Origin of the sequence: Rhizobacter sp., assembly GCF_031412495.1 — a bacterium.
Taxonomy (GTDB): Bacteria; Pseudomonadota; Gammaproteobacteria; order Burkholderiales; family Burkholderiaceae_C; genus Schlegelella_A.
This window is the reverse complement of sequence record NZ_JANODC010000458.1, coordinates 1-11,513: the sequence shown is the minus strand read 5'-3', so window position 1 is coordinate 11,513 and position 11,513 is coordinate 1. Positions and strand designations below refer to the sequence as shown.

The 11,513-nt window shown below is 71.4% G+C and carries 9 protein-coding genes; 7 read left to right on the top strand and 2 right to left on the bottom strand.

The window, feature by feature from the left end:
* The coding region (locus AC30N0_RS17210) for a LysR family transcriptional regulator (RefSeq protein WP_489519118.1) at positions 1 to 787 on the bottom strand (787 nt) is incomplete at its 3' end.
* A 128-nt stretch (positions 788 to 915) separates the two neighbouring features.
* On the opposite strand from AC30N0_RS17210, the gene AC30N0_RS17205 reads away from it, so the two are divergent.
* The 6 genes from AC30N0_RS17205 to AC30N0_RS17180 all read left to right on the top strand — a co-directional run bounded on the left by AC30N0_RS17205 (position 916) and on the right by AC30N0_RS17180 (position 9,108).
* A complete protein-coding gene (locus tag AC30N0_RS17205; RefSeq protein ID WP_489519117.1) occupies positions 916 to 1,194 on the top strand; it encodes a hypothetical protein in 279 nt (92 codons plus the stop codon).
* A 147-nt stretch (positions 1,195 to 1,341) separates the two neighbouring features.
* Positions 1,342 to 2,481, top strand: a complete 1,140-nt coding sequence (metX, locus tag AC30N0_RS17200; RefSeq protein ID WP_489519116.1) for a homoserine O-succinyltransferase MetX — start codon at positions 1,342 to 1,344, stop codon at positions 2,479 to 2,481.
* 14 nt (positions 2,482 to 2,495) lie between these two features.
* Positions 2,496 to 3,062, top strand: a complete 567-nt coding sequence (metW, locus tag AC30N0_RS17195; RefSeq protein WP_489519119.1) for a methionine biosynthesis protein MetW — start codon at positions 2,496 to 2,498, stop codon at positions 3,060 to 3,062.
* A 147-nt stretch (positions 3,063 to 3,209) separates the two neighbouring features.
* Entirely contained in the window at positions 3,210 to 4,463 is a 1,254-nt protein-coding gene (locus AC30N0_RS17190) for an efflux RND transporter periplasmic adaptor subunit (RefSeq protein WP_489519115.1), read from the top strand.
* A gap of 12 nt (positions 4,464 to 4,475) precedes the next feature.
* Positions 4,476 to 7,664 (top strand): efflux RND transporter permease subunit, encoded by a 3,189-nt coding sequence (locus tag AC30N0_RS17185; protein WP_489519114.1) that lies wholly within the window; start codon positions 4,476 to 4,478, stop codon positions 7,662 to 7,664.
* On the top strand, positions 7,657 to 9,108 hold the full coding sequence (locus tag AC30N0_RS17180; protein ID WP_489519113.1) for an efflux transporter outer membrane subunit: 1,452 nt from the start codon (positions 7,657 to 7,659) through the stop codon (positions 9,106 to 9,108). Before AC30N0_RS17185 ends, AC30N0_RS17180 begins: the two co-directional genes overlap by 8 nt.
* 124 nt (positions 9,109 to 9,232) lie before the next feature.
* Here AC30N0_RS17180 and AC30N0_RS17175 read toward each other — a convergent pair whose 3' ends face one another.
* Complete coding sequence (locus tag AC30N0_RS17175; RefSeq protein WP_489519112.1) at positions 9,233 to 9,916, bottom strand: hypothetical protein; 684 nt, start codon at positions 9,914 to 9,916, stop codon at positions 9,233 to 9,235.
* 225 nt (positions 9,917 to 10,141) lie between these two features.
* Here AC30N0_RS17175 and AC30N0_RS17170 point away from each other — a divergent pair, with 225 nt between their 5' ends.
* Positions 10,142 to 11,440 (top strand): ABC transporter substrate-binding protein, encoded by a 1,299-nt coding sequence (locus AC30N0_RS17170; RefSeq protein ID WP_489519111.1) that lies wholly within the window; start codon positions 10,142 to 10,144, stop codon positions 11,438 to 11,440.
* Positions 11,441 to 11,513: the final 73 nt, after the last annotated feature.

Sequence of the window (11,513 nt, the reverse complement as noted above, 5' to 3'; positions counted from 1 at the left end):
CCGAGGCCGGCACGAAGCTGCGCGGCAGCACGGTGAGCAGGTCGGACTCGTGGACGACCCGCGCCGCGGTCGAGAACTGGTTGACCGTGAGCAGGACCTGGCGCTCGCGGCCTTCGCGCGCCCGTGCCTCGTCGACGAAGCCGCGCGGCCGGCCGGCGAAGCTGACGCGCACGTCGCACGAGCTGCAGTACGAAGCGAGCGAGTGGGCCCGCTCGCTCGGCATGGGGTGGCCGCGGCGCTGGACGCAGACGTAGTCGCAGCGATAGAGGAGGTCGAGCACGCTGGCGGCGCGCGGGCCTTCGGCGGCGAGCGCCGCGGCGACGTCCGGGAAGAAGCCGACCGCCAGGTCGGCGCCGCCTTGCTCGAGGAGCGGGCGCGGGTCGCGCGATTCCAGCGGCAGGACGCGCAGCTCGGCCTTGGCGCCGGCCCGATCCAGGGCGGCGAGCAACGGCGGCAGCAGCACGGTCGCGGTCGCGTCGGCCATCGCCAGGGTGAAGGCGTGGGCGTCGCGTGCCGGATCGAAGGCGCGCGGCTCGAACGTGCTCCGCAGCGTGGCCAGGGCGGCACGCACCTCGGGCCACCAGGCCTCGGCCTGCGCCGTCGGGACGACGCCGCCGGGGATGGTGTGGAACAGCTCCTGGCCGGTCGCCTCGCGCAGGCGTCGGAGGGCGTTGCTCACCGCCGGCTGAGTCATCGACAGCACCGTGCCGGCACGGGTCACGTTGCGCTCGACCATGACGGCCTCGAACACGCGCAGCAGGTTGAGGTCGAGGGTGCGGAAGTTCATCTGCCTGGGAAGCCATTCGCGCCGGTGATGGCGCGATCACCACCTGGAATTTCCAGGCGACTAGGGAAAACCCTAGTCTAACGGGGTCGCCTCGTTTTCGCCGGGCGGCGCCTTTCCAGGAGAACGCCATGTTCGTGCAAAAGGTTCTGGTCCCCCCGCTCCGTCCGCCGCCGCAGCTGGCCGCCGATCTCGGTGCCCTGGCGGCGCAGCTGGTTCGCATCGGCCTGGCCGGCGGCGCCTGGCTCGGCGCGTCGCTCGCCCGCCGCCGTGTCGACCGCGCAGCACGCCGCGCGGCCCGCCGCGCCTGCGAGGAGCGGGCCGAACTCATGGCCATGGCGCGCCGCTACGCGCCGAGCCAGCCCGAGTTCGCCAAGGACCTCGTCGCCGCCGCCAGCCGCGATCGCTGACGCGACCCGCGTCGCTATACTCGTTCGCAAGCGCCGATTTGTCCGGCTTGCGGGCGCTCTACAAGTACGGCTAAAGAGAAGGCCCCGAGCGACGACCCGGTGTCCTGCTTTGGCAGCGCCGGGTTTTTTCATGCCTGCTCCGCTGCCATGCCTTCCATCGGCGCCGTCCTGCCGCAAACGATGCGTTTCGCCGAGCCGCTGCCGCTGGCGAGCGGCGCGACGCTCTCGGACTACACGCTCGTCTACGAGACCTACGGCGAGCTGAACGCGGCGCGCAGCAACGCCGTGCTCGTCTGCCATGCGCTGAACGCGTCGCACCACGTCGCCGGCGTCTACAAGGGCAAGGCGAAGAGCGAGGGCTGGTGGGACAACCTGGTCGGCCCGGGCAAGCCGCTCGACACCGAACGCTTCTTCGTGATCGGCGTCAACAACCCCGGCTCCTGCTTCGGGTCGACCGGACCGACCAGCATCAACCCCGACCCGGCCGCGAACGGCCGCTCCTACGGCAGCGACTTCCCGGTCGTGACGGTCGAGGACTGGGTCGATGCCCAGGCCCGGCTGGTCGAGGCGCTCGGCATCGGCCGGCTCGCCGCGGTGATCGGCGGCAGCCTGGGCGGCATGCAGGCGCTCGCCTGGTCGCTGCGCTTTCCGGACCGCCTCCGCGTGTGCGTCGCCATCGCCAGCGCACCCAACCTGTCGGCGCAGAACATCGCCTTCAACGAGGTGGCGCGGCGGGCCATCGTCACCGACCCGGAATTCCACGGCGGCCACTACGCCGAGCACGGCACGGTGCCGCGGCGCGGCCTCACGGTGGCGCGGATGATCGGCCACATCACCTACCTCTCCGACGATGCGATGGAGGCCAAGTTCGGGCGCGACATGCAGAACGCCGTGCTCGGCTACTCGACGCAGGCGATCGAGTTCCAGATCGAGGCCTACCTGCGCCACCAGGGCGACAAGTTCAGCGAGTACTTCGACGCCAACACCTACCTGCTGATCACCCGCGCCCTCGACTACTTCGACCCGGCCCGGGCGCACGGCGGCGACCTCGCCGCGACCTTCGCGGCAGCACGCTGCCGCTTCCAGCTCGTCAGCTTCAGCACCGACTGGCGCTTCGCGCCGGCCCGCTCGCGCGAGATCGTCAAGGCCCTCGTCGACAACCGCCGCGACGTGAGCTACGCCGAGATCGACGCGCCGCACGGCCACGACGCCTTCCTGCTCGACGATCCGCGCTACCACGGGGTGCTGAAGGCCTGCTTCGACAACCTGGCACGGGAGCTCGCGTGAGCGACCGCAAGGACATGGAGCTGATCGCCGAGCTGGTGCCGCCCGGCTCGCGCGTGCTCGACCTCGGCTGCGGCGACGGCGATCTGCTGGCGCACCTGCGCGACCGCCGCCAGTGCACCGGCTACGGTATCGAGATCGCCGACGACAACGTCCTCGCCTGCCACCGTCGCGGCGTCAACGTCATCCAGCTGAACCTCGAGGAAGGCCTGGCCCTGTTCGAGGACCGCAGCTTCGACGTCGTCCTCCAGCTCGACACCCTGCAGCACCTGCGCAACACCGAGAAGATGCTGCGCGAGACGGCCCGGGTCGGCCGCATCGGCATCGTCAGCTTCCCCAACTTCGCGCACTGGCCGAACCGGCTCCACGTCGCCTGGGGCAGGATGCCGGTGACGCGTGTCCTGCCGTACCAGTGGTACGACACGCCGAACATCCGGGTCGGCACGTATGCCGACTTCGAGATCCTCGCCCGCAAGGACGGCCTGACCGTGCTCGACGCGTTCGGCATCCAGGCCGGCCGGATCGTCCGGACCCTGCCGAACCTGCTCGCCAGCGTCGCCGTCTTCAAGTTCCAGCGCAGCTGAAGGCACCGGTGCGGTGCAGGGCCGGCGTCAGCGCCGGCCGGGTGCCTCCGCTATCCTCCTCGGCTTCGCGCCGAGAGGCCCCGGCTGCCTCGGGCACGCGGGCGGCTCGCGGCCGCCGCGTCGCAGCGGCTCCACGGAGGGTTCCCGATGGCTGGGTTGATGCGCCCGCGCGCCTGGTACGGCACGCAGGGACTGGCACTGCCAGGAGTCCTGGCGCTTCTCGCCGGGCTGGCCTCGGGCTGCGGCCAGAAGAACGACGCCGCACCTGCGGGTGCCGGGCCGGCCGCGAACGGGCCACCCGCCGTCGAGGTCGGCGTCGTCACGGTACAGCCGCGCGCCGTCGGTCTCGTGACCGAGCTGCCGGGCCGCCTCGAGGCGTCACGGGTGGCGCAGGTGCGCGCGCGAGCGGCCGGCATCGTGCAGAAGCGCCTCTTCACGGAAGGCAGCGACGTCAAGGCCGGCCAGCCGCTCTTCCAGATCGACGCTGCGTCCTACCAGACGGCGGTCGCCAGCGCCCAGGCGACGCTGGCGCGCGCCCAGGCGAACCTCACGCAGGCGACGGCGCAGGCGGAGCGCTACCGGCCGCTGGTCGAAGCCAATGCGATCAGCAAGCAGGAATACGTCAACGCCGTCGCCGCGCAGAAGGCGGCGGAGGCCGACGTCGCCGCAGCGCGGGCGGCCGTGCGCAGCAACCAGATCAACCTGGGCTACGCGTCGGTGACGGCGCCGATCTCGGGCCGCATCGGCCGGGCCCTCGTCACCGAGGGCGCCCTCGTCGGGCAAGGCGAGGCGACGCCGCTGGCCGTCGTGCAGCAGATCCACCCGATGTACGTCAACTTCACGCAGTCGACGACCGACGTCCTCGCCCTGCGCCGGGCGGTCGAGAGCGGCAAGTTCAAGCGCGCCGGCGGCGGCGACTCGTCGCCGGTGCAGATCGTGCTGGAGGACGGCACCGTCTACGGCCAGGCCGGCAAGCTGCTCTTCTCGGACCTCAGCGTCGACCCGACCTCGGGCCAGATCACCCTGCGCGCCGAGGTGCCGAACCCGCGCGGGTTCCTGCTGCCCGGCATGTACGTGCGCGTCCGCGTCGAGCAGGCCGAGACGCCGAGCGGCATCGTCGTGCCGCAGCAGGCGGTGCAGCGCGGCTCCACCGGCGACAGCGTGATGGTCGTGAGCAGCGACGGCAAGGTCGCGCCGCGGCCGGTCAAGGTCGGCTCGGCGCAAGGCGGAGGCTGGATCGTCCTCGAGGGCCTCGGCGCCGGCGAGATGGTGATGGTCGACGGCTTCCAGAAGCTGCGCGGCAACGCGCCGGTCAAGCCGGTGCCGTGGCGGGCACCGGGCGCATCGGCCCCGACGGCACCCGGCCCTACCGCGTCGGCCGCCGCGGCTGCGCCGCGCTGAGCAACCCGCGCGATGGCCCAGTTCTTCATCGACCGGCCCATCTTCGCGTGGGTGATCGCGCTCTTCATCATGGTCTTCGGCGGGGTGGCCATCAAGCAGCTGCCGGTCGCCCAGTTCCCGACCGTCGCACCGCCGTCGATCATCGTGACGGCGGTCTATCCGGGGGCCTCCGCGCAGACGCTCGAGAACAGCGTCGTCGGCGTGATCGAGCAGGAGATGAACGGCTCGCCCGGCCTGATCTACATGGAGTCCGTGAGCCAGGCCAACGGCGTCGGCCAGATCACGCTGACCTTCGAGACCGGCGTCAACGCGGACATCGCCCAGATCGACGTGCAGAACCGGCTGACCCGCGCCGCGCCGCGCCTGCCCGCCGCGGTGACGCAGCAGGGCGTGCGCGTCGACAAGGCACGCTCGAACTTCCTGCTGTTCACCATCCTCTCGAGCGACGACCCCGCGTGGGACCCGGTCGCGCTCGGCGACTATGCCTCGCGCAACGTGCTGCCGGAGATCCAGCGCCTGCCGGGCGTCGGCCAGGCGCAGCTGTTCGGCACCGAGCGGGCGATGCGGGTCTGGATCGATCCGGCCAAGCTGGTCGGCTTCAACCTCTCCCCGGCGGACGTGAACAGCGCGATCCGGGTGCAGAACGCCCAGGTCTCGTCGGGCACGATCGGCGACCTGCCGACGCAACCCGGGCAATCGATCAGCGCGACCGTCGTCGTCGAAGGCCAGCTCACGTCGGTGGAGCAGTTCGGCGACATCGTGCTGCGCGCCAACACAGACGGCTCGACGGTTCGCCTGCGCGACGTCGCGCGCATCGAGCTCGGCGGCCAGAACTACGCCACCGCGGCGCGCCTGAACGGCAAGCCCTCGACCGGCATCGGCGTGCAGCTCTCGCCCACCGGCAACGCGCTCGCCACGGCCGACCTGGTGCGCACCCGGATGGGCGAGCTGGCGCGCTACTTTCCGGCCGGCGTGAAGTGGGACATCCCGTACGACAGCTCGCGCTTCGTCAAGATCTCGATCAGCCAGGTGGCCGAGACGCTGATCGAGGCGGTGATCCTCGTCTTCCTGGTGATGTACCTGTTCCTGCAGAGCTTCCGCTACACGCTGATCCCGACCATCGTCGTCCCGGTCGCGCTGTTCGGCGCCTTCGCGATGATGTTCGCGTTCGGCTACTCGATCAACGTGCTGACGATGTTCGCGATGGTGCTCGCGGTCGGCATTCTGGTCGACGACGCGATCGTCGTCATCGAGAACGTCGAGCGGATCATGAGCGAGGAGGGCCTGTCGCCGCGCGATGCGACCCGAAAGGCGATGGGCCAGATCAGCGCCGCGCTCGTCGGCATCACCGTGGCGCTGGTGGCGGTGTTCCTGCCGATGGCGTTCTTCGCGGGGTCGGTGGGCAACATCTACCGCCAGTTCTCGCTGGTGATGGTGAGCTCGATGCTGTTCTCGCTCTTCCTCGCCAACTCGCTGACCCCAGCCCTGTGCGCGACGTTCCTGAAGCCGGTCGAGGCCGGGCACAAGCACGAGAAGCGCGGCTTCTTCGGCTGGTTCAACCGCGGCTTCAGATCGACGACGCACGGCTACGAGAGCTGGGTCGCGAAGATGCTGCAGGGTACCTGGCGATACATGCTGGTCTTCGCCGCCCTCGTCGCCGTGGTGGCGGTGATGTTCATGCGCCTGCCGGCCTCGTTCCTGCCCAACGAAGACCAGGGCTTCCTGATCGCCAACGCCCAGCTGCCGCCGGGCGCGACGCGGGAGCGCACGCTCGAGGTGATGAAGCAGGTCGAGGCCTACATGCTGAAGCAGCCCGAGGTCGACAAGATGGTCAGCGTGCTGGGCTTCAGCTTCTTCGGCAGCGGCCAGAACGCGGCGCTCGCGTTCGTGACCTTCAAGCCGTGGGACCAGCGCGAGGGTGCCCAACACTCGGCCAGCGCGATCGCCGCGCGCGCCAACGCAGCCTTGAGCGGCATCCGCGACGCGTTCATCCTCGCCCTCAGCCCGCCGCCGATCCGCGAGCTCGGCAACGCCACCGGTTTCACGTTCCGGCTGCAGGATCGCGGCGGCAACGGCCATGCGGCGCTGCTCGCGGCCCGCAACCAGCTTCTGGGGATGGCGGCGCAAAGCAAGGTCCTGGCCGGCGTTCGCCCCGACGGCCTCGAGGACGCGCCGCAGCTGCAGGTCGAGATCGACCGCGATCGCGCCAACGCGCTCGGCGTCGGCTTCGACGCGATCAACCAGGTGCTGTCGACCTCTCTCGGGTCGGCCTACGTCAACGACTTTCCGAACGCCGGCCGTCTGCAGCGCGTCGTCGTCCAGGCCGATGCCCCGAGCCGGATGCAGCCCGACGACCTGCTCGAGCTCAACGTGCCCAACCGGCAGGGCCGGCTGGTGCCGCTGTCGGCGATGGCGACGACGAAGTGGATCACCGGGCCGATGCAGACGATCCGCTACAACGGCTACCCGACCATGCGCATCGCCGGCGATGCCAAGCCCGGCTACAGCACCGGCGACGCGATGACCGAGATGGAGGCGCTCGCCGCGCGGCTGCCGGCCGGCTTCGCTTTCGAGTGGACCGGCCAGTCGCGCGAGGAGCGCCTCTCGGGCGCGACCGCGACGATCCTGATCGCCTTCTCGCTGCTCGCCGTGTTCCTGTGCCTGGCGGCGTTGTACGAGAGCTGGTCGATCCCTTTCGCGGTGCTGCTGGCGGTGCCGCTCGGCGTCCTCGGCGCGGTGCTCGGCGCGACATTGCGCGACATGCCGAACGACGTCTTCTTCAAGGTCGGGTTGATCACCGTGATCGGCCTGTCGGCGAAGAACGCGATCCTCATCATCGAGTTCGCGAAGGACCTGCATGCCCAAGGGATGGACCTGGTCGCGGCCACGCTGAAGGCGGTGCACCTGCGCTTCCGGCCGATCCTGATGACGTCGATCGCCTTCATCTTCGGGGTGCTGCCGCTGGTGATCTCGAGCGGCGCCGGGTCGGCGAGCCAGCGCGCGATCGGCACCGGGGTGATGTTCGGCATGATCTCGGCCACCGTGCTGGCGGTGTTCTTCGTGCCGGTGTTCTTCGTCGTCATGCGAACCCTCTTCAAGGGCGGCAAGCCCCGGGTGGCCGGCGGGTCCGCGCCGACGACACCCGCGGCAGGCGACGGTGGGGTGCCGCTGCCGCCGGCGCGGGAGGGCGACCATGCGTAGGGTCCCGCGCTACGCCCCGGCAGCCCCGCGCCTGGTGACCGTCGGCGCACTGGCCCTGGCCGGCTGCACCAGCCTGATCCCGGCCTACCAGCGCCCGGCGGCGCCGGTGCCGCCCACCTACGCACCGGAGATGACGCCGTCCGCGTCCGGCAGCCAGGCCGCCGCCGACCTCGAGTGGCAGCGCTTCTTCGCCGACGCACGGCTGCGCCGCCTGATCGCGCTGGCGCTGCAGAACAACCGCGACCTGCGCATCGCCGCGCTCAACATCGAGCAGGCGCGGGCCCTCTACCAGGTGCGCCGCGCCGACGAGCTGCCCACGCTCGGCGCCGGTGCCACGGTGGCCCGGCAGCCGGCGCTCGGCAGCGTCGCCGGTTCGTATGCCGTCGGCCTCGCCGTCACCGGCTACGAGCTCGACCTCTTCGGCCGCGTCCGCGCCCTCGGCGAGGCGGCGCTGAGGCAGTACTTGGCGACGGCCGAAACGCGCCAGGCGGTGCACATCAGCCTCGTCGGGGCGGTCGCCAGCACCTACCTCGCCGTGCTCGCCGACGAGGAGCTGCTCGAGGTCACGCGGCAGACGCTGGCGACGCGCGAGGAAGGGCTGCGCCTCATCAAGCTGCGCTTCGACGCCGGCGCCTCCTCGGAGCTCGATTTCCGCCAGGCCGAGTCGCTGCTCGAGGCCGCCCGCGTCACCCTGGCCCAGGCGCTGCGCCAGCGTGCGCTCGACGGCAACGCCTTGCAGCTCCTGCTCGGGGACGCGCTACCGCCGGACCTGCCCGCGCCGCTGCCGCTCGACATGCAGCAGATCCCTGCCGACCTGCCGGCCGGCCTGCCCTCCGACCTGCTCGTGCGCCGCCCCGACGTGCGCGCCGCCGAGCAGCAGCTGCTCGCCGCGAACGCCAACATCGGCGCCGCACGGGCCGCCTTCTTCCCGCGGATTTCGCTGACGGCCAACCTCGGCACCGCGAGCAGCGAGCTCGACGGCCTGTTCAAGAGCGGCTCGTTCGCCTTCACCGGCACGGCCCAGCTCCTGCAGCCGATCTTCGACTACGGCCGCAACCGCGCCAGCCTCGAGGTCGCCCAGGTCAACCGCGACACCGCCGTCGCCCAGTACGAGCGCTCGATCCAGACCGCCTTCCGCGAGGTCTCCGATGCGCTCGCCGGCCGCGCCACGCTCGGCGAGCAACAGCGCGCCCAGGCGGCGCAGGTTGAAGCGCTCGCCGTCGTCTTCCGCCTCGCCGACCTGCGCTACCGGGCCGGCGCCGCGAGCTTCCTGGACATCCTCGACGCCCAGCGCTCGCTGTTCGCGGCCCAGCAGGCGCTGGTCCAGACCCGGGCCCTGCGCCTGCAGAACCTGGTGACGCTCTACCGCGTGCTGGGCGGCGGCTGGAGCGGGGCCGACCGGATCCCGGCCGCAGCGAGCGCGGCGATCACGCCGCTGCGCTGAGCCGGGCCATCGCGCCCTTCGGCCAGCGGCCGATCAGCGCGGCTTCGCGCGCCGCCTCGTCCGCACCGGCACGAGGCCAAGACCGCCGCAGCAGGGCCACGGCGGACAAGGCCGTTTACAGCCGCTAAGGCGCGCCCGGCAGTCTCGACGTGTCGCGCGGAGGCCGGAAGCAGCACGCCGTCCAGACCAGGGAGAGCGTCTCGGTCAGCACCGTCTTGACGCCGTTGCTGCTCGCCCACCAGCGGGCCGGGTCGTAGTGCCGCGGCGGCGCCGCCAGCACGCCGACGCTCACCGTCGGGCCGAGCGCAGCCCGGAACATCAGGCGCGAACGGCGCGCGTGCACGCCGGCCGAGAAGAGGTCGACGGCGACGAGTTGCACGCCGGCCCGCGCCGCCCACTCGCGCAGCACCACCGCGCTCAGGTACGTGCGGTCCTTCGGCGACTCCGGCGCCGGTACCGCCGTCACGACCACGCCGGCCGGAACCTGGGCCCGGAGGAAGCCGGCCGCTCGTTCGGCCGAGCTGACCCGGCCCGGCGGGTCGTCCCAGGTCTCGACGGGCCCGCCGGTCGTCAGGACCCGCTCGTAGCGGCCGGTGCGGATCGCCGCGAGGGCATGGCGCAGGTCGGCCTGCTCGAGCCAGCCTTCGACGACCAGCGTGCGCGCCCCGGGCGCCGGATCGTCGGCCGAGAGGAAGCCCGCGATCCGCGCCACCCCGAACAGCGCTGCACCCCCGACGGCCAGCACCAGCACCAGCCAGCCCTGCCAGGTGAGCCGCCACGCCTGGCGGCGGCGGACGAGCCGGATCATCGGCGCCGGCCCGTGGGGAGCGGAACGTGCCGCAGGTGCGTTGCTGCCAAGGTTCGAATCGTCACGGGGAGCGGGCGACGATTGTCGTGCAGCACCTCGCGCCCGCTGCCGTGTCGCTTGCGCGCCGCCGACGACATCCGGGTAAGCCCCCAAGCGGCTCGACTTGTGTTCGGAATCCTCGCGCCTAGACTGGCCGCCCAGCCGCGCCGCGGCAAGGAAGCCGAGATGAACCTCCCCTTCGCATCCATGGTCCGTGTCGCTGCCGCCGCAGCTTTGTGCACCCTCGCCACGGGCACCGCCCAGGCCCAGGCGACGTTCAAGCTCGGCATCGTCACCTTTCTTTCCGGCCCGGCGGCCGAGAGCTTCGGCGTCCCCGCCGGCAATGCCGCCAAGACGATCGTCGAGCAGTTCAACGCCGGCAAGGCGCCGGCACCGTACGGCCAGACCGGCTTCGGCGGCATGCGGGTCGAGACCGTCGTGGTCGACGAGGCGGGCGGTGCGACCAAGCAGGTCCAGGAGCTGCGCAACCTCTACCAGCGCGAGAACGTCGATGCCGTCGTCGGCTACATCGGCAGCGGCGACTGCCTCGCGGTCGCGCCGGTGGCCGAGGAGCTGAAGAAGTTCCTGGTCCTGTTCGACTGCGGCACGCCGCGGATCTTCGAGGAGGGCAGCCCGAAGTACGTGTTCCGCACCGCTTCGCACGCGGCGATGGACAACGTCTCCCTGACGCGCTACCTGAAGTCGCGCAACATCAAGGTCGAGACGTTCAACCTGATTAACCAGGACTACGCCTGGGGCCAGGACTCGCGGGCCGACTTCCTGGCCAGCATGGCCCAGCTCTACCCGCAGGCCAAGCCGGGCGCCGACCTGCTGCCGAAGTTCGGCGCCGGACAGTACGGCACGGAAGTCTCGGCGCTCGCCAGCCGTCCCGCCGACATCACCTATTCGAGCCTGTGGGGCGGCGACCTGCAGGCCTTCATCCTCCAGGCAGGCGCCCGCGGTGCGCTGAAGGACACGCTGCTCGTCCTGTCCGCTGCCGACCACGTCTTTCCCGGCCTCCTCGACAAGGTGCCGGACGGCACCATCTTCGGGGCCCGCGGCGCCTACGGCATCCTGTCGGCGAAGAACCCGCTCAACGACTGGTTCCAGACCACGTACCAGCAGGCCCACGGCGTTGCGCCGGTGCAGGCCAGCTATCGCATCACGCAGGCGCTGATGGGCGTCAAGCTCGCGGTCGAACGGGCGATGGCGAAGAACGGCGGCAAGAAGCCGAGCAGCGACGAGCTCGCCGAGGCCCTGCGCGGCTCGACCTGGGAAACGCCGGGCGGGACGGTCCGCATGGCGCTCGGCGGCGGCCAGCAGGCGGTACAGTCGACCGCCATCGGCCGCACCAGGTACGACGCCGCGGCCAAGCGCGTCGTCGCCGTCGACGTGCAGACCTTCCCGGCCGAGTGCGTCAACCCGCCGGCGAACATGAAGAGCCTCGACTGGATCAAGGCCGGCTTCACCGGCGCGAAGTGCTAGGGGCGAAGCCCGTCGCGCGCCGCCTCGCCTGCGCTCGCCCCGGCGGCGCGAAAGCGGCCGCGAGGACGCGGCC

Coding starts and splice junctions, on each gene's coding strand:
- AC30N0_RS17205 (WP_489519117.1), top strand. CDS start 916: ATGTTCGTGCAAAAGGTTCTGGTCCCCCCGCTCCGTCCGCCGCCGCAG.
- metX (WP_489519116.1), top strand. CDS start 1,342: ATGCCTTCCATCGGCGCCGTCCTGCCGCAAACGATGCGTTTCGCCGAG.
- metW (WP_489519119.1), top strand. CDS start 2,496: ATGGAGCTGATCGCCGAGCTGGTGCCGCCCGGCTCGCGCGTGCTCGAC.
- AC30N0_RS17190 (WP_489519115.1), top strand. CDS start 3,210: ATGGCTGGGTTGATGCGCCCGCGCGCCTGGTACGGCACGCAGGGACTG.
- AC30N0_RS17185 (WP_489519114.1), top strand. CDS start 4,476: ATGGCCCAGTTCTTCATCGACCGGCCCATCTTCGCGTGGGTGATCGCG.
- AC30N0_RS17180 (WP_489519113.1), top strand. CDS start 7,657: ATGCGTAGGGTCCCGCGCTACGCCCCGGCAGCCCCGCGCCTGGTGACC.
- AC30N0_RS17175 (WP_489519112.1), bottom strand. CDS start 9,916: ATGATCCGGCTCGTCCGCCGCCGCCAGGCGTGGCGGCTCACCTGGCAG.
- AC30N0_RS17170 (WP_489519111.1), top strand. CDS start 10,142: ATGAACCTCCCCTTCGCATCCATGGTCCGTGTCGCTGCCGCCGCAGCT.